Source organism: Streptomyces sp. NPDC002577 (assembly GCF_053594815.1).
The window spans coordinates 1-21,806 of the sequence record NZ_JBSFWK010000080.1 but is presented as its reverse complement, the minus strand read 5'-3'; the positions used below and the strand labels follow the sequence as shown (position 1 = coordinate 21,806).

20 protein-coding genes and 1 pseudogene are annotated in these 21,806 nt (G+C 71.6%); 10 read left to right on the top strand and 11 right to left on the bottom strand.

What is annotated here, in order from left to right; genetic code table 11:
• Window positions 1–656 (top strand): annotated as a pseudogene (locus ACWD4J_RS43320) (RNA-guided endonuclease InsQ/TnpB family protein); the annotation flags it as partial.
• Here the strand turns inward: ACWD4J_RS43320 and ACWD4J_RS43315 are convergent.
• The 3 genes from ACWD4J_RS43315 to ACWD4J_RS43305 all read right to left on the bottom strand — a co-directional run bounded on the left by ACWD4J_RS43315 (window position 568) and on the right by ACWD4J_RS43305 (window position 4,796).
• A complete protein-coding gene (locus ACWD4J_RS43315) occupies window positions 568–1,428 on the bottom strand; it encodes an Fpg/Nei family DNA glycosylase (RefSeq protein WP_451401057.1) in 861 nt (286 codons plus the stop codon). The pseudogene ACWD4J_RS43320 and the gene ACWD4J_RS43315 sit on opposite strands and share 89 nt — an antisense overlap.
• 16 nt (window positions 1,429–1,444) lie before the next feature.
• Window positions 1,445–3,520 carry a SpoIIE family protein phosphatase gene (locus tag ACWD4J_RS43310; protein WP_451401056.1) on the bottom strand — a complete coding sequence of 692 codons (2,076 nt, stop codon included), beginning with the start codon at window positions 3,518–3,520 and terminating at the stop codon, window positions 1,445–1,447.
• Window positions 3,521–3,584: 64 nt separating this feature from the next.
• Window positions 3,585–4,796, bottom strand: coding sequence for a DUF6777 domain-containing protein (locus ACWD4J_RS43305; protein WP_451401055.1), 1,212 nt, complete (start codon window positions 4,794–4,796; stop codon window positions 3,585–3,587).
• Window positions 4,797–4,976: 180 nt separating this feature from the next.
• Here ACWD4J_RS43305 and ACWD4J_RS43300 point away from each other — a divergent pair, with 180 nt between their 5' ends.
• On the top strand, window positions 4,977–6,404 hold the full coding sequence (locus ACWD4J_RS43300; protein WP_451401059.1) for a lipase maturation factor family protein: 1,428 nt from the start codon (window positions 4,977–4,979) through the stop codon (window positions 6,402–6,404).
• Window positions 6,405–6,471: 67 nt separating this feature from the next.
• Here ACWD4J_RS43300 and ACWD4J_RS43295 read toward each other — a convergent pair whose 3' ends face one another.
• From ACWD4J_RS43295 to ACWD4J_RS43275, 5 genes are read right to left on the bottom strand one after another with little or no spacing between them, the layout of a single operon-like run.
• Window positions 6,472–7,341, bottom strand: a complete 870-nt coding sequence (locus ACWD4J_RS43295) for an amidohydrolase family protein (RefSeq protein ID WP_451401054.1) — start codon at window positions 7,339–7,341, stop codon at window positions 6,472–6,474.
• The gene (locus tag ACWD4J_RS43290) at window positions 7,329–7,640 is read right to left on the bottom strand and encodes an L-rhamnose mutarotase (RefSeq protein WP_451401053.1); all 312 of its coding nucleotides are present in this window, start codon (window positions 7,638–7,640) and stop codon (window positions 7,329–7,331) included. The genes ACWD4J_RS43295 and ACWD4J_RS43290 overlap by 13 nt, the downstream gene beginning before the upstream one ends.
• Window positions 7,637–8,629, bottom strand: coding sequence for an aldo/keto reductase (locus ACWD4J_RS43285; RefSeq protein ID WP_451401052.1), 993 nt, complete (start codon window positions 8,627–8,629; stop codon window positions 7,637–7,639). Before ACWD4J_RS43285 ends, ACWD4J_RS43290 begins: the two co-directional genes overlap by 4 nt.
• 5 nt (window positions 8,630–8,634) lie before the next feature.
• Window positions 8,635–9,399, bottom strand: coding sequence for an SDR family NAD(P)-dependent oxidoreductase (locus ACWD4J_RS43280; RefSeq protein ID WP_451401051.1), 765 nt, complete (start codon window positions 9,397–9,399; stop codon window positions 8,635–8,637).
• Complete coding sequence (locus ACWD4J_RS43275; protein WP_451401050.1) at window positions 9,396–10,736, bottom strand: L-fuconate dehydratase; 1,341 nt, start codon at window positions 10,734–10,736, stop codon at window positions 9,396–9,398. The genes ACWD4J_RS43280 and ACWD4J_RS43275 overlap by 4 nt, the downstream gene beginning before the upstream one ends.
• 273 nt (window positions 10,737–11,009) lie before the next feature.
• On the opposite strand from ACWD4J_RS43275, the gene ACWD4J_RS43270 reads away from it, so the two are divergent.
• Complete coding sequence (locus tag ACWD4J_RS43270) at window positions 11,010–11,744, top strand: FadR/GntR family transcriptional regulator (RefSeq protein WP_451401049.1); 735 nt, start codon at window positions 11,010–11,012, stop codon at window positions 11,742–11,744.
• Between the two features lie 142 nt (window positions 11,745–11,886).
• Here ACWD4J_RS43270 and ACWD4J_RS43265 read toward each other — a convergent pair whose 3' ends face one another.
• Complete coding sequence (locus ACWD4J_RS43265; protein ID WP_451401058.1) at window positions 11,887–12,339, bottom strand: SPW repeat protein; 453 nt, start codon at window positions 12,337–12,339, stop codon at window positions 11,887–11,889.
• Window positions 12,340–12,977: 638 nt separating this feature from the next.
• Here ACWD4J_RS43265 and dhaK point away from each other — a divergent pair.
• From dhaK to ACWD4J_RS43240, 5 genes are all read left to right on the top strand, one after another.
• Window positions 12,978–13,970: a dihydroxyacetone kinase subunit DhaK gene (dhaK, locus tag ACWD4J_RS43260; protein WP_451401048.1), complete on the top strand. Its 993-nt coding sequence runs from the start codon at window positions 12,978–12,980 to the stop codon at window positions 13,968–13,970.
• Between the two features lie 58 nt (window positions 13,971–14,028).
• Window positions 14,029–14,628: a dihydroxyacetone kinase subunit DhaL gene (gene dhaL / locus ACWD4J_RS43255; protein WP_451401047.1), complete on the top strand. Its 600-nt coding sequence runs from the start codon at window positions 14,029–14,031 to the stop codon at window positions 14,626–14,628.
• A gap of 11 nt (window positions 14,629–14,639) precedes the next feature.
• On the top strand, window positions 14,640–15,053 hold the full coding sequence (locus ACWD4J_RS43250; RefSeq protein WP_451401046.1) for a PTS-dependent dihydroxyacetone kinase phosphotransferase subunit DhaM: 414 nt from the start codon (window positions 14,640–14,642) through the stop codon (window positions 15,051–15,053).
• A 144-nt stretch (window positions 15,054–15,197) separates the two neighbouring features.
• The gene (locus ACWD4J_RS43245) at window positions 15,198–16,205 is read left to right on the top strand and encodes a fibronectin type III domain-containing protein (protein WP_451401045.1); all 1,008 of its coding nucleotides are present in this window, start codon (window positions 15,198–15,200) and stop codon (window positions 16,203–16,205) included.
• 315 nt (window positions 16,206–16,520) lie between these two features.
• The gene (locus tag ACWD4J_RS43240) at window positions 16,521–17,048 is read left to right on the top strand and encodes a hypothetical protein (RefSeq protein ID WP_451401044.1); all 528 of its coding nucleotides are present in this window, start codon (window positions 16,521–16,523) and stop codon (window positions 17,046–17,048) included.
• A gap of 59 nt (window positions 17,049–17,107) precedes the next feature.
• On the opposite strand, the gene ACWD4J_RS43235 is transcribed toward ACWD4J_RS43240, so the two are convergent.
• Together ACWD4J_RS43235 and ACWD4J_RS43230 are read right to left on the bottom strand one after the other, a co-directional pair.
• Window positions 17,108–17,665 carry a PadR family transcriptional regulator gene (locus ACWD4J_RS43235; RefSeq protein WP_451401043.1) on the bottom strand — a complete coding sequence of 186 codons (558 nt, stop codon included), beginning with the start codon at window positions 17,663–17,665 and terminating at the stop codon, window positions 17,108–17,110.
• Window positions 17,666–17,737: 72 nt separating this feature from the next.
• The gene (locus ACWD4J_RS43230; RefSeq protein WP_451401042.1) at window positions 17,738–19,759 is read right to left on the bottom strand and encodes an oxidoreductase; all 2,022 of its coding nucleotides are present in this window, start codon (window positions 19,757–19,759) and stop codon (window positions 17,738–17,740) included.
• Between the two features lie 186 nt (window positions 19,760–19,945).
• Between ACWD4J_RS43230 and ACWD4J_RS43225 the strand changes: the two genes are divergently transcribed.
• Entirely contained in the window at window positions 19,946–20,251 is a 306-nt protein-coding gene (locus ACWD4J_RS43225) for a hypothetical protein (RefSeq protein ID WP_451401041.1), read from the top strand.
• Window positions 20,252–20,565: 314 nt separating this feature from the next.
• Window positions 20,566–21,615: a LacI family DNA-binding transcriptional regulator gene (locus ACWD4J_RS43220; RefSeq protein WP_451401040.1), complete on the top strand. Its 1,050-nt coding sequence runs from the start codon at window positions 20,566–20,568 to the stop codon at window positions 21,613–21,615.
• The last annotated feature ends 191 nt before the right edge of the window (window positions 21,616–21,806 follow it).

Below are 21,806 nucleotides of genomic sequence, written 5' to 3'. Positions count from 1 at the left end.
ACCACCACGTCCGACGCGCACGACCTGCCGCACGCCGAGCACGGCAAGAAGGCCCAGACGAAGCTGACCCGGTACGACCGGATGATGGCCCGCCGTAAGCCGAAGAAGGGCCAGCCCGGATCGAAGGGATACCACGAGGCGAAGAAACTGCGGGCGAAGGCGCACAAAAAGGTCGCGCGGCAGCGTGAGGACAGCGGTCGTAAGTGGGCCAAGAAGGTTGTCCGCGACCACGACGCCATCGCTGTCGAGGACTTCCGTCCGAAGTTCCTGGCCAAGACCACCATGGCCCGCAAGGCCGCTGACGCCGCCATCGGCGCCACCAAGGCCGCACTGATCGAGATGGGCCGCAAGCACGGGCGGGACATCCGCCTCGTCCACCCCGCGCACACCACGATGGACTGCGCGCACTGCGATGCGAGAGCCAAGCACGCACTGCCGCTGGTGAGCGCACCTACGCCTGCACCGCGTGCCGAACCGCATCCCCACGGGACAAGAACTCCGCACGCGTAATGCTCGTCCGGGCTGGTCTCAACCCGGCTGGTGCTGATGGCGGAAGACCTCCTGGATTCAATTCAGCAGCCGCGACATCCTCCGGTCCGCCAACGGTTTCCCACCCGTCTGGCACGTCGCGCAGTACTGCAGAGACGAGTCACTGAAGGACACCTCGCGAATGGTGTCGCCACACTCCGGGCACGGCTCGCCGGTGCGCCCGTGCACCCGCAGCCCGCTCTTCTTCTCGGCTTTCAGCCGTCCCGCGGCAAGCCCGCGGGACCGCTCGACAGCCTCGGTGAGGGTGACGCGCAGGGCCTCGTAGAGCCGGTGCGTCTCCTCGTCGGTCAGGCTCGACGCGAGCTTGAACGGCGACATCTTCGCGGCGTGCAGGATCTCGTCGCTGTAGGCGTTGCCGACCCCGGCGATCAGGCTCTGGTCGCGCAGGGCGCCTTTGAGCTGCCGCCGTTCGCCCTCGAGGAGCTTCGCGAAGCGCTGCTCGTCGAAGTCGGCGGCGAGCGGGTCGGGACCGAGCCGGGCGACGCCGGGCACCTCGGACGGCTCGTGGACGACGTACACGGCGAGCCGCTTCTGCGTCCCGGCCTCGGTCAGGTCGAAGCCCTCGCCCGTCTCCAGCGCGACACGCAGGGCCAGCGGGCCTTTTCCGGGGCGCGGGGGGCCGTCGGGGAGGCGGTCCTTCCACTGCAGCCAGCCCGCGCGGGCCAGATGGACGACGAGGTGCAGCCCGTCGGCGTCGATGTCCAGGAACTTGCCGTGCCGGGTCACGGCCGTGACGGTGCGTCCTTCGAGGGCGGTGAGCGGGGGTTCGTACGTCTTGAGGACGCTGACCGCGACGGGCAGCACCCGCACGATCTCGCGACCGGCGAGGTGATCGGTGAGGAAGTCCTTGAGCGCTTCGACCTCGGGGAGTTCCGGCATGGAACCAGAGTGCCACTCACCCGCGGGCCGGCACGATGAACTCGCACCACACGATCTTTCCGCCGCCGCGCGCCTCCACGCCCCACACATCGGTGAGGCGGTCCACGAGGAGCAGACCACGCCCGGACACCCCACCGACTCCGGCTTCCCGGCGGCGCGGCAGGGCGCTCGAGGAATCCTCCACCTCGACGCGCAGCCGTCGTTCGGAGCCGCTGAGCACGCGCAGGGTGACGACCGCGGAGCCATCTGTGTGGACGAGCGAGTTGGTGATCAGCTCGTCGGCGATGAGTTCGATCTCGTCGGCGCGGTCGTGGGCACCCCAGGCCCGTACCGCAGCGCGGATCATGTGCCGGGACTCGGCGAGCGCCTCCGGGTCGCCGAGGGGGACGTACTGCTGGAGGCGTCCGCCGGACTGGGGGACGTCCGCGCTGCAGCGGCGCAGGAGCAGCAGGGCGACGTCGTCCTCGCCGCCCCGGTCGTCGACCGCCTCGCACAGCAGGTCGGCGAGGTCCGACAGATCGGCGGGGCCGGAGCGGACGAGCTCCGCGAGGGCCAGCATGCCGTCGTCGAGATCTGCGCCCGGCTGTTCGACGAGGCCGTCGGTGCAGAGCAGAAGCGTCTGGCCGGGGTCCAGCTCCATGGTCGTCACGGGGTATTCGAGCTGCCCGAAGTCGGCGGAGAGGCCGAGCGGCAGCCCGCCGTCGACGGGCAGCCGGCGGCAGTTGCCGTCGGTCTGCCGCACCATCGGGTCGAGGTGTCCGGCCCGGACCAGCTGTACGACGCCCGTGGTCAGGTCGGCATCGGCGTAGAGGCAGGTGGCCATGCGTTCGGTGTCGAGTTCGTGCAGGAAGACGGAGGCGCGGGCCATGACCGTGGGCGGGGTGTGCCCCTCCGATGCGTAGGCGCGCAACACGATGCGCAGCTGGCCCATGACCGCGGCGGCATGCGCGTCGTGGCCCTGGACGTCGCCGATGACGGCCCCGACCCGGCCGCCCGGCAGCGGGATCACGTCGTACCAGTCGCCGCCGATGTCCCGGCCCAGCGCCGCGGAGCGATAGCGGACCGCGATGTCGGCGCCCGGGACGGGCAGGATGGTGCGCGGCAGCATGGCCTGCTGGAGGCTCTTGGCGACGTCCTTCTCCTGCTCGTAGAACATGGCGCGCTGCAGGCTCTGCGCGATGCTGCTGCCGAGGGCGACGAGGACGTTGCGCTCCTCGTCGGTGAAGCCGGTCTTGTCGTGGTAGAGCAGGCCGAGCGCGCCGATGGGCTTGGCCTGCGCGATGAGCGGCAGATACGCGGCGGCCGTGACGCCCAGGTGCGTGATGCGCGGCCACAGGATCGGGTACGACGTCGCGAAGTCCTCCGGCGACTCGATGAACCGCGGCGCCATCGTGCGGACGACCTCGCCCATCGGATAGGGCTCGTCGATGCGTGTGATGCGGGTGCCGGGTACGTAGCTGTCCTCGGGGCCCCTGGCGACGAGCCGGATCCGCCCGGCCTCGACCAGCCCCATGACCAGGCTGGTCGCGCCGAGGTGGGTGAGGCCGTGGCTGTCGTTGAGTACGTCGATGACGTCCTGCACGGTGCGTGCGTGGGCGAGCGCGGCGGTGGTGCCCTGCACGATGCTGGTCTGCCGGCGCCGCGCCGCCTCCTCGTCGGCGAGCACCCGGCGTGCCGTGACGTCGCTCAGCTCCTGCGTGGCGTCGCGGACGACGCCCACGATGCGGTGCGGGCGGCCCGTCTCGTCGCGGCGTATGCAGCCCTGGGTGTGGGTCCAGCGCATGGAGCCGTCACGGCAGCGGACGCGGAAGTACGCGCCGTAGCTCTCGCTTCCGTTCTTGAGCGCCTGCGAGACGACCTCGTCCAGGCGGTGGGCCTCGAACGGAGGGACCCGGACACCGAGGGACTCGGGTCGGCCGTCGTACTCGCTGGGAAGCATGTCGAAGATCTCGAGGGCGTGCGCGTCCATGTGCATGAGACCGCTGCCCAGGTCCCAGTCGAAACAGCCTGTGCGGTTGAGGGCGAGAATCGGATCCGGGTCTGCAGGCCAGTCGTCCGGGAGTGACAGGCCACCCGCTCCGGGGTCAGCCATGGTGCCACCTTGCCACCACTTCGCTGATTCTTCGAGTTCTTACCGCCATACCCTGAGCGGCTGCTCAGCTCGCGACGGTCGCCGGTCGAGCGGCGGGCCGGCCGTACTGCCGGCCTTGCGGCAGTGCGTCCATCCGGTCGTCGGGCAGGACGGGGTCGAGGGGGACCACGCCTCCGTCGGGTGCGTCCTCGGTGCCGCGTGCGGGGGGCGGCTCGGGCGCGCGCTCGGTCGGACCGTCCGGCAGCCGTTCCGGGGGTGACACGGTCTCCTCGGGAGGCGGCGGGATCTCCTCCGGGGAGCGCGTCGGGGGACTGGGCGGGGAGGGCGGGGAAGCGGGCGTGGACTCCGCCGGAGAGGGCCTTTCCGGACTCGGGGTGGTGGCGCCGGGAGTCCTCGGGCTCGGAGTGGAGGGAGTCGGCGTGGAGGGACTCGACGTGGAGGGACTCGGAGTCCCCGGGCTGCGGGTGGCCGGCGGCGGGACGGTGCGGTCGCGGCCCCCGTCGTCCCCCGCCTTCCGCTCGATCCACGTGTTGCTGACGATGTCGACGATCGTGACCTTGGCCATGGCCTGAGGTGCCGGGGTCACGACCACGACCTGCTCCGGGAGGTAACCGCGCCACGGCTGCCCCGTCACGGCCGGGTTGGTCCGGGTCGCCACCGGCGGGGTGAGCGGGTTTCCGCACGCGCAGCGCACGCGCGGCAGGCCGCGGGTGTCGACGAGGACGGCGGTGCCGGCCTGGAGTACGGCCTGAAAGCCGGTGGCCTGGCCGTCACGGAAGCCGTGGTTGGTGACCCGGGTGTCGGCCCGCAGCACCACAGGGGTCAGTCCGCGCAGATACGAGGGGACGTCGGCCTGGGCGACGCCCGCCACGCGGGCGAAGGCGCGGGCCTTGGCCTGGTCGGAGGCGAGGAAGCGGATCTGCTTCTCGACGTCGCAGCTGCTCTCGGAGAGCGTGCCGCCGTACAGCCCGGGTGTGGATCCGTCGACGGACCGAAGTCCCTGCACGTCGGACGTCGCCGTGCCGGAGGGCGTCGGGGGCTCCGGCGAACGGCTGGCGGGCGACGGCGTCGGAGTGGAGGCGGCGGCGGAGCCGGTGAACGGGTCGGGACCCGCTTCCGCCACGGGCTGCAGACGGATCTCGTCCTGGCCGTCCACGGCGCTCGCGCTGCCGGTGGCGGCGCAGCCGGTGAGGCCCGCTCCGCCCGCGACGAGAAGGACCGCGGACATCACGAAGGCCGCGAAGGCCCCGGCATGGCTCCCGATGGGTGAGCGCACGTGTTCTCCCGCCTCTCACTTAGGCCATTTGCACGCAATTGTCCGTTTCTCCCCCGACCGCCTCGCAAGCCGAGCGGGGCCAACCGTGAACGGAGCGGGCGGGGCCGCCTCCGCGAGAGCGGCACCGCCTGGGCGTACCTCCCAGGCCCTTGCGGCACCGGGAGAGCCACAATGGCGTTCGTGGAGTGGTTCACCGCACCCGACTACTGGCTGAGCCGGCTGATCTTCCAGCGGGGACTGGCCGCGCTCTATCTGGTCGCGTTCCTGACCGCCGCCCTGCAGTTCCGCGCCCTGCTCGGAGAGCGCGGCATGCTGCCGGTGCCCCGGTACGTGGCACGGGTGCCGTTCCGCCATGCGCCGAGCGTGTTCCAACTGCACTATTCGGACAGGTTCTTCGCGCTCTGGGCCTGGGCGGGCTGCCTGGTCGCCGCCGCACTGCTGGCGGGCGTGGACGGCCTTCTCCCGCTGTGGGCCGCGATGCTGCTGTGGCTGGTCCCGTGGGTGCTGTATCTGTCGATCGTCAACGTCGGCCAGACCTGGTACGGCTTCGGCTGGGAGTCCTTGCTCCTCGAGGTCGGTTTCCTCGCCGTGTTCCTCGGCAACGACCGCACGGCCCCGCCCGTTCTGGTGCTGTTCCTGCTGCGCTGGGTGCTGTTCCGAGTCGAGTTCGGCGCGGGCCTGATCAAACTGCGCGGGGACCCCTGCTGGCGGAAGCTGACCTGCCTGGACTACCACCATGAGACGCAGCCGATGCCGGGCCCGCTGAGCTGGTTCTTCCACCGCCTCCCGAGGCCCCTGCACCGGGTCGAGACGGCGGCGAACCACTTCACCCAACTGGTCGTGCCCGTACTGCTCTTCACCCCCCAGCCCGTCGCCTCGGCGGCGGCGTGCCTGATGATCCTCACCCAGCTGTGGCTGGTGCTGTCGGGCAATTTCTCCTGGCTGAACTGGATCACGATCATCGTGGCCGTGTCCGCCGTGGACCTCTCCTCCGTCGCCCCGCCCCCGGCCCTGCCTCCCGCCCCGCTCTGGTACGAGATCGTCGTGCTCGCCGTCACGGCTCTCGTGCTGGTCCTCAGCTACCGCCCCGCACGCAATCTGGTCTCGCGGCGGCAGATCATGAACTACTCCTTCGACCCGTTCCATCTCGTCAACACCTACGGCGCGTTCGGCAGCATCAACCGGATCCGGCAGGAGGTGGTGATCGAGGGCACGGCGGACGAGGTGCCGCACGCGGACTCCGACTGGCGGGAGTACGAGTTCAAGGGCAAGCCGACCGATCCCCTCCGCTGGCCGCGCCAGTTCGCGCCGTACCATCTGCGGCTCGACTGGATGATGTGGTTCGCCGGGATCTCCCCCGCGTACGCGGGATCCTGGTTCGGGCCGCTGGTGGAGCGGCTCCTGGAGAACGACCGGGACACGCTGCGGCTGCTGCGCCGCTCGCCGTTCCCGCCGGACAGCCCGCCGCGGTACATCCGGGCCCGCCTGTACCACTACCGCTTCACGACGTGGCGCGAGCTGCGCGCGACGGGGGCGTGCTGGCACCGCACGTACATCCGTGAATTCCTGCCGCCGACACGGCTCGATGTGATGGCGGGGAGGCGGTAGCGATCACAGGCCGCAGCGGTCGAAGGCGGTATCGGTCACCGGCGGCAGCGGCCAAAGGGAGCAGCGGTCAGAGACCGTAGACGCGGGTGGCGGTGCCCGCGAAGACCTCCGCTCGCTCCTCGGCGCTGAGCATCCCGGTCAGCGCGTGCGCCGCACGGGCGACCTCGGCGTACGGGGCGGCGAGCGTGCAGACGGGCCAGTCCGAGCCGAACATCACGCGGCCGGGGCCGAAGGCGTCCAGAACGGTGTCCGCGTAGGGCCGGAGATTCTCGGCCGTCCAGGCGCGCCAGTCCGCCTCGGTCACCATCCCGGACAGTTTGCACACGGTGTTCGGCAGCGCGGCGAGCGCCCGGACGTGGCTCGCCCAGGGTTCGAGTTCCCCGGCGGCGATGGGTGGTTTGCCCAGGTGGTCGAGGACGAAGGTGAGGCCGGGCAGGTCGGCGGCCGCCTTGACGCAGGCGGGCAGCTGGTGCGGCAGGACCACGAGGTCGTAGACGAGGCCGGCGTCGGCGACCGCGGCCAGACCCCGTCGTACGCCGGGGCGCAGCAGCCACTCCGGGTCGGGTTCGCCCTGGACCTGGTGCCGGATGCCGGCCAGATACCGTCCGCCCGGAAGCTCCCGGAGGGCAGCGAGCGCCTCGGCGGCATCGGGACGGGTCAGGTCGGTCCAGCCGACCACCCCGGCGATGAGAGGGCTCTGCTCGGCGAGTGCCAGGAACTCCGGGGTCTCCTCGGCGACCGTGATCGTCTGGACGAGGACGGTGGCCTGAACCCCCAGCGGGCGCGCTTCCGCTTCCAGCTCCGGCACGCCGAAGTTCCGCCGGAGCGGGGCCAGGTCCGGGCCCGTGATCCAGCCCTGGTCCCGTACCGACAGGTCCCACACGTGATGGTGCGCGTCGACGATCCGGTCCGTCACGGTTCTCCTCACAGCTCCCATACGACGGGCAGGCCCGCGTTCGCGCCCTCGGCCGAGTAGTCGTGGACGACGTCCAGGAGCTCGGCCATGCGCGCCTGCCAGGCGATGTTGACCGGGAGTTGCTCCAGCTCGGCGAGCAGCCGCCCGTAGTCCTCGCACTCCAGGACGTGGAAGAGGTCGGTGCCGCTGCGCCAGATCGTCCAGGAGGTGGCGCCGGCGGCGCGGATGGCGGCTGTGAGCTCCGCCGGGACCTCGCGGTGGGCGCTCTCGTACTCCTCGATGCGGTCGGCGCGGACCTTGGTGTGCAGGGCGATCCTCATGACGGGTCTTCTCCTGGGACGGGTACGTCGTCGCGGACGAGCCGCTCGGCACGCAGCTGCGCCCAGAAGTCCGCGGGCACGGCGGCCGCGAACTGCTCTGCCGCGTCCCGGACTTCGTCCGCCGAACGGGTGCCGACGAGCACGCTGGTGACGGCCGGGTGCGCCAGGGGGAAGGCGAGTGCGGCGGCGCGCAGGGTGGTGCCGTGCCGCTCCGCCAGGTCCTTCAGCCTGAGGGCCCGGTCGAGGAGGGCGGGCGGCGCCGCGGCGTAGTTGTACGTGGCGCCCGGGCGCGGATCCGCGAGCAGCCCGGAGTTGAAGACGCCGCCGACGACCACCGATGTGCCGCGCGCGGCGGCGGCCGGCAGCAATGCGGTGAGGGCCTGCTGGTCGAGGAGCGTGTAGCGGCCCGCGCACAGGACCGCGTCGACGTCCGTGTCCAGTACGAACCGCGTCAGCATCTCGGCCTGGTTCATGCCGACGCCGATCGCGCCCACCACACCTTCCGAGCGGAGTTTCTCGAGCGCCGGATACCCCTCGCGGAAGGCCTGTTCGGCGTGGTCGTCGGGGTCGTGCAGAAAGACCACGTCGACCCGGTCCAGGCCGAGCCGCGTGAGGCTGTCCTCCAGCGAGCGGCGGACGCCGTCCGCGCTGAAGTCCCAGACGCGGCGGTGGGTCGCGGGCACGGCGAAGCCGTATCCGAGGTCGTCCCCGCCGCCGTCGGCCGGCTCCAGGAGACGGCCGACCTTCGTGGACACGGTGTACGCCGAGCGGGGACGCTCCCGGAGGGCCTCGCCGAGGCGGCGTTCGGACAGGCCGAGGCCGTAGTGCGGCGCCGTGTCGAAGTACCGGACTCCGGCGTCCCAGGCGGCCGTGATGGCGGCGTACGCCTGTTCCTCGCCGACCGCCGTGTACAGGTTGCCGATGCCCGCCGCGCCGAACGACAGCTCCGTCACCTCGACGGTGCTCCGGCCGAGAGTGCGTGTACGCATGGCAGTCACTGTCCCACGGGCCGCAGCCGCAGCCCCTGCATGCCGCCGTCGACGGCGAGGGCCGTGCCCGTGGTGGCGCCGGAGAGCGGGCTCGCCAGGTAGGCGATGGCGCCCGCGACCTCGTCCGCCGACACCAGGCGCCCGGTGGGCTGGCGCGCCTCCAGGGCGGCCCGCTCGGCTGCCGGGTCGTCCGCGGCGTCCAGCAGGCTGCCGATCCACGGGGTGTCGGCGGTGCCGGGATTCACGCAGTTGACGCGGACGCCCTCACGGATGTGGTCGGCGGCCATGGCGAGGGTCAGCGAGTACACCGCGCCCTTCGTGGCCGAGTACAGGGCGCGCTGCGGCAGGCCCGCGGTGGCGGCGATCGAGCAGGTGTTGACGATCGCGGCCCGGTCGGATGCCCGCAGATGCGGCAGCGCGGCACGCGCGGTGCGGACCATGCCGACGACGTTGACGTCCAGCACGCGGTGCCACTCGTCGTCGTCGTTGTCCTCGACGGTGCCCTGTGCGCCGATGCCCGCGTTGTTGACGAGGACGTCGAGCCCGCCGAGCTCCGCGACCGCGGCGGTGACAGCCTCACGTACGGAGGCGTCGTCGGTGACGTCGGCCCGGTACGCGAGGAGGGGCTTGTCGACGGCCTCCGGGTTGAGGTCGAGCACGGCGACCTGGGCACCGCGGGCGGCCAGCAGCTCTGCGGTCGCCCTGCCGATGCCCGAGGCACCGCCGGTGACGAGGGCCTTGAGACCTGCGAAGTCCTGGGGGTGCGTCATGCCGCTGATTCCTTCTCCCGGCTGAGGTCGGCGACCCAGAAGGAGCCGCCCGGGTAGGTGTACTCCGCGATGGACTCGGGCCGCATGGCGGCCGAGAAGCCCGGCGCGGTCGGTGCCGTGTAGTGACCCTCGCGGATCACCACCGGCTCGATGAAGTGCTCGTGCAGATGGTCGACGTACTCGATGACGCGGTCCTCGGTGGTGCCGGACAGCGCGACGTAGTCGAACATCGACAGGTGCTGGACGAGTTCGCACAGGCCGACGCCGCCCGCGTGCGGGCAGACGGGCACGCCGAACTTGGCCGCGAGCAGCAGGATCGCCAGGTTCTCGTTGACGCCGCCGACCCGGGCGGCGTCGATCTGAAGCACGTCGATCGCGCCGGCCTGCAGGAGCTGCTTGAAGACGATGCGGTTCTGGACGTGCTCGCCCGTGGCGACCTTGACGGGCGCGACGGCCTTGCGGATCGCCGCATGGCCGAGCACGTCGTCGGGGCTGGTGGGTTCCTCGATCCAGTACGGGTCGAACTCGCCGAGCGCCCGTGTCCAGGTGATCGCCTCGTCCACGCCCCAGCGCTGGTTGGCGTCGACGGCCATGCGGATGTCGGGTCCGACGACCGAGCGGGCGACGCGGCAGCGCCGTACGTCGTCGGCGAGGTCGGCGCCGACCTTGAGCTTGATCTGCGTGAAGCCGTCGGCGACGGCCTGCACGGCGAGCCTCGTCAGCTTCTCGTCGCTGTAGCCGAGCCAGCCGGGCGAGGTGGTGTACGCGGGGAAGCCGCGCCGCAGCAGATCGGCGGCGCGCTCCTGCGAGCCCTCCCGGCCGCGCCGCAGGAGGTCGAGCGCCTCGTCGGGCGTGAGCGCGTCCGTGAGGTAGCGGAAGTCGATCTGCGAGACGAGCCACTCGGGCTCCGCGTCCGCGAGGAACTGCCACAGCGGCTTCCGCGCGCGCTTCGCGGCGAGGTCCCAGACGGCGTTGACGACCGCGCCGATCGCCATGTGCATCACGCCCTTCTCCGGGCCGAGCCAGCGCAGCTGGCTGTCCCCGATCAGGCTCCGGCTGACCACTCCGGGATCGGCACACAGCTCCTGCACGTCGCGGCCGAGCACATGCGGCCGCAGGGCGTCGATCGCGGCCACCTGGACGTCGTTGCCCCGCCCGATGGTGAAGGTGAACCCGTGTCCCTCGTGCCCGTCCCCGGCGTCCGTGCGCAGAACGACATACGCCGCCGAGTAGTCGGGGTCCGGATTCATCGCGTCGGAGCCGTCGAGCTCCCGTGACGTGGGAAAGCGGATGTCGTAGGTGTCGACCGCGGTGATGCGGGCGGGAGTCGGGGACACAGGTGGCCTTTCAGTGTTCCGGTACGGGGTGTTCCGGTACGGGGTTCGGCCGCAGGGTCGGTCCTGGGCGCGGGGCTTTCGTCACGCGGGCGACCGTCGGACGGTCCGGCGATCGCCGTTCACCTCCGGTCGCGACGAATATTTATCAGACCACTTGAGGGTCACAACAGGGTTCGGCCCTCAATTTTGCCTGGTTGGCCGGTATCCGATGCCATAGTGGTCCGACCACATCCGGCACTAGACTCGGCGCCCGAGGCGACGGAAGGACGTGCCGTGGACGAGACGGCCCCGCAGAAGGGCACCGTGACGCAGCGCGCCATAGAGCAGATCAAGGCGATGATCGGCGAGGGCCGCCTGGAGCCGGGCGAGCGGCTGCCGACCGAGCGGGATCTCGCCACCCAGCTCGGCATCTCGCGCAGCTCGATGCGCGAGGCGATCCGCGCCCTGACCGTGCTCGGCGTGCTGGAGGCGCGGCACGGCTCCGGTATCTACGTCACACAGCTGGAGGCCGGGGATCTGCTGGAGACCTTCGGCGTCGTCGCCGATCTCTCCCGCGGCCCGCGGCTGGTCGAGCTGCTGGAGGTGCGGCGCGTTCTCGAGTCGACGGCGACCGCGCTGGCCGCCGCGCGGATCACCGCCGAGCAGCTCACCGAGGTGGAGAAGCACCTCGAGGCGATGAACGCGACCGAGGACCTGGAGGAGATCCTCTTCCACGATCTGGCGTTCCACCGGGCCATCGTGACGGCCGCCGGGAACGAGACGATGACGGCGATCCTGGAGGGCCTGTCCTCGCGCACCTTCCGGGCCCGGGTCTGGCGCGGCTACCAGGAGGAGGGCGCGTTCGAACGCACCCGCCGCGAGCACGCCCGCATCCATCGCGCCCTGGTGGATCACGACCCGGAGGCGGCGCGGGCGGCCGCCGCCGCGCATGTCGGGGAGGTCGAGGCGTGGCTGCGGGGCCAGATGGAAGGGCCCGGTTGGATGGAAGGGCGCGGCACACGGCCGTAGCGAACATGCGCGGCACGGTCCCGGCTCAGGCTCACCGATCCGCCGCCGCGCCGGCTGACCCGCGACACACGGTGTGCGGGTTCCCCACGGTTCGGCGATCCGGTCGACAGGTCAGGGCGGCCCGAGCCGGCGCTGGGTGACGTCAGGCCGGTCGGCCCCGGAAGCTCGCGGACGCACGACGGCGGTCCACCTGCTTGGCGGCCGCGCTGGCGGCGAGGGCCAGAAGCAGTGCGATCACGCCGACGATGACGTTGTTGACGATGGTCCTGGTCGTGCTGACGTTACCCGCCACGGCCCACGGCGAGATGATCGTCCACACGGCGAGGGCGCACGCGGCCCACGCCATGCTGTGGGTGCGCTCGTAGGCACGGCCGAAGCCGCCGCTCATGAGCAGCGCGTAGGCGATGCCGACGATCAGGTTGTTGACCGCCAGGGTCGACAGACCGTTGAAGCCCGTGATCCAGGGCGAGGCGGCCAGGTAGAGGCCCGTGATGAGAGCCCCCGTCTCGATGGCCTGTGCCCGAGGCGTGCTCGCGGCACGTTCAGCCATGTCGTGACGGTTGCGCATGGCGACTATGTCTGGATGTGTTTCCATGTCCGACCGAGGCGCAGTCGTCATGGCGATCACCTCCGAAGTGTCTTATCCGGTTTGTACCCCATCGTCCTGGTACCCCAACGGCGCCGTATAACGCTCACCCCCGGCTGCGCTGCGAAGTCGACCAGACGGCGAGCAGACGGGACCGGCCGGTACGGATCAGGCCGGTCGAATCGCCCGGCCGCGGCGTCAGCGGCGCCCGCCGTCCGACGATGCCGGTCCTGGTCCTGTGGGGGCTCTGCCGGGCTGTCGGCCCGCCTGCCCACCGCCCTGGACATCTGCCGCCGGTACGCCGACGACGCCACCGGCGTCGCGATCCCCGAATGCGGCCACCCGCTCTGCTTCGGCAATGAGCCGCAGCGCGGCGGCACATCGCACGCGGACCTCCTTCGTGACCCGCCGAGTGATCCGCTTCATACTGGACGTGACAGGAGCCCTTTCCAGCACCCCGCCCGTAGCCGCCCGCAGTCGCCTGACGTAGCGTCACGAAAGTCGGCATCAGGTCGGCGTCGTACCGCCCGGCACGGCGCCGCTCCACTGCCCACTGCGGAACAACGAGATCGACAACTCGCCATACCAGCTCTGACCTGCAAAAACACAGGTGACAGCGACCATTGTGCATGACCGAGGAGGCACCCATGAAGATGCTGATCAACGTGGCGGACACGGTGGTCGCCGACGCACTGCGGGGTCTGGCGGTCGCGCATCCCGAGCTGACGGTCGACGTCGAGAACCGGGTGGTCGTACGGCGGGACGCGCCGGTGGCGGGGAAGGTCGGCCTCGTCTCCGGCGGCGGGTCGGGGCACGAGCCGCTGCACGGAGGGTTCGTGGGGCTCGGCATGCTGTCGGCCGCCTGCCCCGGCGAGGTGTTCACCTCGCCCGTTCCCGACCAGATGGTGCGGGCCGCGGCCGCCGTGGACAGCGGCGCGGGCGTGCTGTTCATCGTGAAGAACTACACCGGTGACGTGCTCAACTTCGACATGGCGGCCGAGCTCGCCGAGGACGAGGGCATCCAGATCGCGAAAGTGCTGGTCAACGATGACGTGGCGGTCATGGACAGCCTGTACACGGCGGGCCGCCGCGGCACCGGCGCGACCCTGTTCGTCGAGAAGATCGCGGGCGCCGCGGCCGAGGAGGGGCAGCCGCTGGAGCGGGTCGAGGCGATCGCCCGGCAGGTCAACGAGGTCTCGCGCAGCTTCGGCGTCGCGCTGAGCGCGTGCACCACCCCCGCAAAGGGCAGCCCCACCTTCGATCTGCCTCCGGGAGAGCTGGAGCTCGGGATCGGCATCCACGGCGAGCCCGGCCGCGAGCGGCGCGCGATGATGACGGCGCGGGAGATCGCCGACTTCGCGGTGGACGCGATCCTGCAGGACATGCCCCCGAGGAATCCGGTGCTGCTCCTCGTCAACGGCATGGGCGGGACCCCGCTGCTGGAGCTCTACGGCTTCAACGCGGAGGTGCACCGCGTACTGGCCGAGCGGAACGTCGCCGTGGCCCGCACACTGGTGGGCAACTACGTCACCTCACTGGACATGGCGGGAGCGTCCGTGACGCTGTGCCAGATCGACGAGGAGCTGCTGCGGTTGTGGGACGCCCCCGTTCGTACGCCCGGACTGCGCTGGGGCATCTGAGGGGTCGTCCGAGGGACGGCTCGCACGCGTCAACGTACCGACCACCGAAGGAGATTCTGTGCTCGACGCCGACTTCTTCCGCCGCTGGATGACGGCGGCCGCCGCAGCCGTCGACCGGGAGGCGGAGCGGCTCACCGCGCTGGACTCGCCGATCGGCGACGCCGACCACGGCACCAATATGCGGCGTGGATTCAGAGCGGTGGTCGCGGCCCTGGAGAAAGAGGCCCCGGCCACTCCGGGCGCCGTACTCACGCTCTCGGGACGGCAGTTGATCTCCACGGTCGGCGGCGCTTCGGGGCCGCTGTACGGCACCCTGCTGCGCCGCACCGGCAAGGCGCTCGGCGACGCGGCCGAGGTCAGCGAGGGGGAGCTGGCCGCGGCGCTGCGTACGGGAGTGGAGGCCGTGGCCACGCTGGGCGGTGCCGCGCCCGGCGACAAGACGATGCTGGACGCGCTGGTCCCGGCGGTCGACGCGCTGACCGAGTCCTTCTCGGCCGCACGCGACGCCGCCGACAAGGGAGCGGTCGCGACGACCCCGCTGCTGGCCCGCAAGGGCAGGGCGAGCTATCTGGGCGAGCGCAGCATCGGGCACCAGGATCCCGGCGCCACGTCGTCGGCCCTGCTGTTCGCGACGCTCGCCGATGCGGCCGGTGAGTGAAGGAGGCCGGGATGAGCGACGACGACAAGCTCGTGGGCGTCGTGCTGGTGTCGCACAGCGCCGCGGTCGCGGCCTCGGTCGCCGAGCTGGCGGCCGGACTCGCGGGTGGCGGCGCGACGGCTCCCGTGGCGGCCGCCGGCGGTACGGAGGACGGGGGGCTGGGTACGAGCTCGGAGCTGATCGCCGCGGCGGCCGCCGGCGTCGACCGGGGCGCAGGTGTGGCGTTGCTGGCGGACCTGGGCAGCGCCGTGCTGACCGTGAAGGCCCTGCTCGCCGAGGGCGACGAACTGCCCGAGGGCGCCCGTCTGGTGGACGCACCGTTCGTCGAGGGCGCCGTGGCGGCGGTCGTCACGGCTTCCGCGGGCGCGGATCTCGATGCGGTGGAGGCGGCGGCCGCGGAGGCGTACACGTACCGCAAGGTCTGATTCCGCACGGAGAAGGCTCCGGCACCCGCGCCCACTCGGCATCGCCGGAGCTCGGATACACCGACGCCCTCTTGATGTGCTCCCGTCACTCGTGGCTACAGGTCGAGCAGGTCTGGACCAATGCGCTCGAGGGAAGGCATCACCATGCGACGCACTCCCGGGCTCCCCCGGCGGGCCGCCGCGGCTTCCCTGGCCGTGGCGGCCTGCGCTGCCGCGCTCATGACGGCGTCCTCCTGCACAGGCAGCGACGAGGCGGCCGGGGGCGGTCAGCCCCCTCCGGCCCCGACGGGTGTCACCGCACAGGCGGGCAGCGCGACCTCGGTCCACGTCATGTGGAACCAGGCGAGCGGTGGCTCCCCCGTCACCGCCTACGAGGTGTATCGCGGCACCACCAAGGTCAAGGAAGTACCGGGTGAGCAGCACATGGTGGACGTCACCGGTCTGAAGCCGTCGACCGGCTATGCGTTCGCCGTCCGGGCCCGGGACGCCGAAGGGAGCACCGGGCCGCTCAGCACCAGGGTGGCCGTCACGACGCCGGCCGCGGTCGAGGAGGACCGCGAGCCGCCCACCCGCCCGCGGCAGGTACGCGGCAAGGTCGCCGGAGACCGGGCCGTCTCGCTGTCCTGGAGCCGCTCGACGGACGACCGGGGCGTGGCGTCGTACGACGTCTACCAAGGCACCTCGAAGATCCACAGCACCTCGGGCGGCGAGACGTCGGCGCTGATCACCGGGCTGCGTCCCGGCACCGCGTACGCCTTCACCGTCAGGGCACGCGACGCCGCCGACAACACGTCACCCGCCAGCCGCGTTGTCCGGCTCACCACCGCGGCGGGCGACGACGGGCGCGGCACGGCGCCCACCGGCTTCCGTGCGACGACACACCGGGCGGACGGCGCGTACTACATCGACCTGTCGTGGACGCCGCCGCGCACGGGCGGCGCGGTGACGGAGTACCGCATCGATCTCGACGGGCGGCCGGCCACCACCCTCGTCTGGGGCAGCGCGGCACCGCGGGACAGGGCGGAGCACAGCTTCTTCGTGACGCGCGCGAGCGGCGTGACCTACCGGGTACGGATCCGGGCCAAGCTCCCCGACGGCACGTGGGGCGGCTTCTCCACCGAGCGGACGGTGACGACGGGCGCGGACGGATAGCCACGGGCAGACAGCCACGGACGGACGGACAGGCACCGTCGGACGGGCCCGACAGACAGGCACGCACGGACGGACAGGCACCGTCGGACGGGCCGGGCGAACAGGCACCGCGCGGCGCGGTTGCCGGACACCGGCCGCACCGGCTGACCCCCCGTCCGGCGGACAGCCGGAAGAAGGACGTTTCACCTGCCCGGATGCGGTCCGCATGCGGCCGGGGCCGGCGGCATCTTGACTCGACGTCAGGCAGCACGGGCGTTCCCAATCCTCGGCGGCGCATGGGATGTACCGCCAACCGTGCCGCCGGAGGGCAGAGACATGCGTACCGACACTCAGATATCCGTCCGCTCCGGCCTGATCGCAGCCGCCGCCGCGCTTCCGCTGACGCTGGCCGCTCCGTCAGCCGCCGCGGACAACGGGATCACCGTGACCAGCACCGGGTCCACGGTCTCCGTGAACACCGCCGCCTGCCCCGGTGGCGGCAACGCCTCACTCCTGTCGAGCGGCACGACGACCATCACTCAGGGCAGGCAGGCGGCGCTCGCCGTGGGCGCCACCAATCAGACGGCAGGCTGGTCGAACGTCAGCCCAGGCGCTTACACCGTGGTCGTGACCTGCAATGACGGCCGGAACGTGGGCAGCCAGCCCGTGACCGTCACCCTTACGCCCAGCCTCCCTACGACGAACTCGCCCCTCTCTCCCATCCTCGGGGTCCAGGGCGGTATCGGCGGCGGCATCAAGGACTACGGCACCCTGACGAAGGTCGGCGGCGGGGTCATGGTGGCCGCAGCACTGGGCGGCACCGCGTGGTACATCCGCCGGCGCAACACCCATCACAGGACCTGATCCGATTCCCGACGCCCGGACTGCCGTCCGCCCGATGTCCCCCGGGCGGACGGCCGCAGTCATCCGAGCTCTGGTGCCGGCGGCGCCGGTGGCTCCAGATCGGCGAGCGTGCGGCCGAGCCACCGCGTCCAGAAGGTCTCCAGGTCGATCCCGGCGCGCAGGACGGCATGGCGCAACCGGTCCTCGACCGTGTCCCGGCCGGGCGGGAAGTCCCGCTCCTCGATCTCGAGATACTCGGTCAACTGCCGCTCGTGCAGGGCGAGATGGCGGCGCAGTTCCAGTTCGATGCCCTCCGCGCCGACGACTCCGGCGGCACGCAGCCGCAGCAGCAGGGGGTCTCGGATCGGCTTCGGGTCCTGGGACTCGGCCGTCCAGCGGGCCAGTTCCGCACGGCCTGCCGGCAGGACCTCGTACTCCTTCCTCTGGCCCCGGGTCGGCTGCTCCGACGGCAGGGCGCGGATGTAGCCCTCCTGCTCCAGTTTTCCCAGCTCGCGATAGATCTGCTGATGCGTGGCCGACCAGAAGTAGCCGATGGACCTGTCGAACCGCCGGGTCAGCTCGAGCCCCGACGACGGCTTCTCGAGCAGGGCGGTGAGGATCGCGTGCGGGAGTGACATGGGGGCATCCTAGGGACCGGCCGGAGGCGACCCGTCCGGGTGCAGCGGACGGGCCGGACCGCGGCCGCGCCGCTACAGCGCCGCCGCCACCTCCGTCCCCTGCCGGATGGCCCGCTTGGCGTCCAGCTCCGCCGCGACGTCGGCGCCGCCGATCAGGTGGGCGCTGCGTCCCGCGGCACGCAGCGCCTCGTACAGCTCGCGGTGCGGCTCCTGGCCCGTGCACAGGACGATCGTGTCGATCTCGAGGGTCTCGCTGCGCCCGTCGACGGTGAGATGGAGCCCGGCGTCGTCGATCCTGTCGTAGCGTGCGCCCGCGACCATCGTGACGCCGCGATGACGCAGCTCGGTGCGGTGGATCCAGCCCGTGGTCTTGCCCAGCCCGGCACCGACCTTGGACTCCTTGCGCTGCAGGAGGTGGACGGTGCGCGGCGACACCGGGCGCTCGGGACGGCCGAGGCCGCCGGCCGCGCTGTAGTCCATGTCGACGCCCCACTGCCGGAAGTACGCGGCCGGGTCCTCGCTCGTCTTGTCGCCCGAGTCGGTGAGATACGCGGCGACGTCGAAGCCGATGCCGCCGGCGCCGATGATCGCGACCCGGTCGCCGACGGGCGCGCCGTCGCGCAGCACGTCGAGGTAGCCGAGCACGCTCGGGTGGTCGATGCCGGGGATCTCCGGCGTACGGGGCGTGACGCCGGTGGCGATGACGATCTCGTCGTACTCGCCGTCGCCGAGCTGTTCCGCGGTGACGCGGGTGTTCAGCCGGACGTCCACGCCGTGCTGTTCGAGCTGGGTGCGGTAGTAGCGCAGCGTCTCGTCGAACTCCTGCTTGCCGGGGACCTGGCGGGCGACGTTGAGCTGGCCACCGATCTCGGCGGCGGCGTCGAACAGGGTCACGTGGTGTCCGCGCTCGGCGGCGGAGACGGAGCAGGCGAGCCCCGCCGGGCCGGCGCCGACGACCGCGACGCGCTTGCGCAGCCGGGTGGGCGCGAGGATGAGCTCGGTCTCGTGACAGGCGCGCGGATTGACCAGGCAGGAGGTGATCTTCCCGCTGAAGGTGTGGTCCAGGCACGCCTGGTTGCAGCCGATGCAGGTGTTGATGGCCTCGGGCCGGCCGGCCCCGGCCTTGGCGACGAAGTCGGGATCGGCGAGCATCGGACGGGCCAGCGACACCATGTCCGCGTAGCCGTCGGCGAGCAACTGCTCGCCGAGCTCGGGGGTGTTGATGCGGTTGGTGGTGACGAGCGGAACCGACACCGCACCCATGACCTTCTTGGTCACCCAGGCGTAGGCGCCGCGCGGCACGGACGTGGCGATGGTGGGGATACGGGCCTCGTGCCAGCCGATGCCGGTGTTGATGATGGTCGCACCGGCCGCCTCGACGGCCTTCGCCAGCGTGATCACCTCGTCGAGAGTGGAGCCGCCGGGGACGAGGTCCAGCATCGAGAGCCGGTAGATGATGATGAAGTCCGTGCCGACGCGCTCGCGTACCCGGCGCACGATCTCGACGGGGAAGCGCATCCGGTTCTCGTAGGAGCCGCCCCAGCGGTCCTCGCGGTGGTTGGTCGCGGCCGCGACGAACTCGTTGATCAGATAGCCCTCGGAGCCCATGATCTCGACGCCGTCGTAGCCCGCGCGCCGCGCCAGCTCCCCCGCGCGCGCGAAGTCCTCGATCGTCTGCTCGACCTCGTCGTCCGTGAGGGCTCGGGGCGTGAACGGGCTGATCGGCGCCTGCAGGGCGCTCGGCGCGACCAGGTCCGCGTGGTAGGCGTACCGCCCGAAGTGCAGGATCTGCATCGCGATCCGGCCGCCCGCGCGGTGCACGGCATCCGTCACGCGCGCGTGCTCCTCGGCCTCCGCCTCGGTGGTGAGCTTGGCGCCGCCCTCGTAGGGCCGGCCCGCCTCATTGGGTGCGATGCCACCGGTGACCATGAGGCCGACGCCGCCACGCGCGCGTGCGGCGTAGAACTCGGCCATGCGCTCGAAGCCGCGATCGGCCTCTTCCAGGCCCACGTGCATGGATCCCATCAGCACCCGGTTGGGCAGCGTCGTGAAGCCCAGGTCGAGGGGGGCGAGGAGATGCGGGTAGCGGGTCATGCGGGCCTCCGTGCGCGAGACGCGGTGCTCGGGCGAGCTCGTGCGGTGTACGCGGTGTCGTCCCGACTGTTGTAGATGACCCGAGGCAAGTTATGCAACTAGTTGCACAAACACTCCTCGCCGGTATCGGAGCCACCGGAGCCGCTCCGGGAGGCAGGCAGGGCCCGGCGGGCCTAGCGTCGTGGCATGACGCCAGTCCCGACGCCGGCCCCGACCCGCTACACCGTCGCCCTGAAGCCCCAGCTCTCCGACGAGGAGGGACGTCCCGTCCACGGCGCCCCGATCCGCACCGCGGTCGTCGAGGCCACCGGGGACACCGGCGCGAGCGGCTACCCGCGCTACGCCGGCCACGGCATGCAGGCCGACATCGACCCCACGACCCACCACGTCGAGGCGATCACGGTCGACGGACGGGAACTGCCGTACGGATGGGTCGCCCAGGTCGTCGATGTCGGCCGCCCCGGCCACCAGGGCCGCGACCGGTTCGACTGACCGGCGCACCTCATGAACGCCCGGTCGGGAGCCACCGGCGACAGCCCGCCCGGGAGCGCCTCAAGCGGGGCGAAGGGCACAGGTAGGTCGAACCGACCGGGCGCGATACCCTTGCAGCGCTCGGCGCCGGTCTGCGGCCGCCATGCGGTCGCACCAAAAGGCGTGCGCGACTCGCACGCCGTCCGTGACTCGGCAGGGGGCTCCCGGGCAACCGCGCGCGGTCGTACTGGTTGAACCAATCTCCGCCGCCTCTTCCCGTCAGCCCCCACTTTCCGGAAGACTTCCGCAAAGTGTCGAGGAACGAGGAGCAGACCATGGCAACCGAGGACGCGCCGGGCGATACCCCGAAGCGCAAGGTGACGATCACGGCCATCGCGCAGGAGGCGGGCGTCTCGGTGCCGACCGTGTCCCGCGTCGTGAACGGGCGGTCCGACGTGTCCGCCGCGACCCGCGCCCGCGTTGAGGAGTTGTTGCGCCGGCACGGCTACCGGCGGCGGCCCCAGGCGCCCGGCGAGCGGGCCTCGCTCCTCGACCTGGTCTTCAACGACCTGGACAGCCCCTGGGCCGTGGAGATCATCCGCGGCGTCGAGGACGTGGCGCACGCGGCCGGCGTCGGCACCGTGGTCTCGGCGATACACAACCGCGCGGGCTCGGCCCGGCAGTGGATGCAGAACCTGCGCGCCCGCGCATCGGACGGCGTCATCCTGGTGACGTCCATGCTGGAGCCGGGCCACCACGAGGAGTTGCACCGGCTCGGCGTGCCGCTGGTGGTCGTCGACCCGGCGGGTTCCCCCGCCTTCGACGTGCCCACCGTCGGCGCCACCAACTGGGCCGGCGGCATGGCCGCGACCGAGCATCTGATCTCCCTCGGCCACCGCAGGATCGGCCTGATCGCGGGCCCGCCCCGGCTGCTGTGCAGCAGGGCCCGGCTGGACGGCTACCGGGCGGCGCTGGAGGCGGCGGGTCTTCCGTACGACGAGAAGTACGTCGTGCCGGGCGACTTCCACCACGCGTCCGGGTTCGGCGGCTGCAACGCGCTGCTCGACCTGGCCGAGCCGCCCACCGCGATCTTCGCCTCCAGCGACCAGATGGCACTCGGCGCGATCGAGGCGCTGCGACGCCGTGGCCTGCGGGTGCCCGAGGACATGAGCGTCGTGGGTTTCGACGATCTCCCCGAGGTGCGCTGGTGCGCCCCGCCGCTCACCACGGTGCGTCAGCCCCTCGCCGAGATGGGCAAGGCGGCGGCCCGGACCGTCCTGCGGCTGGCCCACGGCGAGGAGATCGACTCTCCGCGCGTTGAACTGGCCACGGAACTCGTCGTGCGGGCGAGCACGGCACCCGCGGACGACACCACCGCGCTGTGAGCACCCATGACTGAGCCGATAGTTTTCAATGCAATTCCGGAACTCGACTGACGGCGACCGGCGTCGTGTCAGCCCACGGAGGTCGGGGGCCCTAGGTGTATTGATCACGAGCGTTGTTAACGGTCGCTGGGCTTGATCATGGCGAAGACCTCCGGTGTGGTGGAGCTGTCTAGGACTACACCGCACGGAGG

Excerpts from the sequence above, each read along its gene's own strand:
- ACWD4J_RS43220 (WP_451401040.1), top strand. The coding sequence starts at position 20,566 with ATGGCAACCGAGGACGCGCCGGGCGATACCCCGAAGCGCAAGGTGACG.
- ACWD4J_RS43310 (WP_451401056.1), bottom strand. The coding sequence starts at position 3,520 with ATGGCTGACCCCGGAGCGGGTGGCCTGTCACTCCCGGACGACTGGCCT.
- ACWD4J_RS43315 (WP_451401057.1), bottom strand. The coding sequence starts at position 1,428 with ATGCCGGAACTCCCCGAGGTCGAAGCGCTCAAGGACTTCCTCACCGAT.
- ACWD4J_RS43285 (WP_451401052.1), bottom strand. The coding sequence starts at position 8,629 with ATGCGTACACGCACTCTCGGCCGGAGCACCGTCGAGGTGACGGAGCTG.
- ACWD4J_RS43265 (WP_451401058.1), bottom strand. The coding sequence starts at position 12,339 with ATGGAAACACATCCAGACATAGTCGCCATGCGCAACCGTCACGACATG.
- ACWD4J_RS43295 (WP_451401054.1), bottom strand. The coding sequence starts at position 7,341 with ATGGGAGCTGTGAGGAGAACCGTGACGGACCGGATCGTCGACGCGCAC.
- ACWD4J_RS43245 (WP_451401045.1), top strand. The coding sequence starts at position 15,198 with ATGCGACGCACTCCCGGGCTCCCCCGGCGGGCCGCCGCGGCTTCCCTG.
- ACWD4J_RS43240 (WP_451401044.1), top strand. The coding sequence starts at position 16,521 with ATGCGTACCGACACTCAGATATCCGTCCGCTCCGGCCTGATCGCAGCC.
- dhaK (WP_451401048.1), top strand. The coding sequence starts at position 12,978 with ATGAAGATGCTGATCAACGTGGCGGACACGGTGGTCGCCGACGCACTG.
- ACWD4J_RS43250 (WP_451401046.1), top strand. The coding sequence starts at position 14,640 with ATGAGCGACGACGACAAGCTCGTGGGCGTCGTGCTGGTGTCGCACAGC.
- ACWD4J_RS43235 (WP_451401043.1), bottom strand. The coding sequence starts at position 17,665 with ATGTCACTCCCGCACGCGATCCTCACCGCCCTGCTCGAGAAGCCGTCG.
- ACWD4J_RS43290 (WP_451401053.1), bottom strand. The coding sequence starts at position 7,640 with ATGAGGATCGCCCTGCACACCAAGGTCCGCGCCGACCGCATCGAGGAG.
- ACWD4J_RS43280 (WP_451401051.1), bottom strand. The coding sequence starts at position 9,399 with ATGACGCACCCCCAGGACTTCGCAGGTCTCAAGGCCCTCGTCACCGGC.
- ACWD4J_RS43225 (WP_451401041.1), top strand. The coding sequence starts at position 19,946 with ATGACGCCAGTCCCGACGCCGGCCCCGACCCGCTACACCGTCGCCCTG.
- ACWD4J_RS43230 (WP_451401042.1), bottom strand. The coding sequence starts at position 19,759 with ATGACCCGCTACCCGCATCTCCTCGCCCCCCTCGACCTGGGCTTCACG.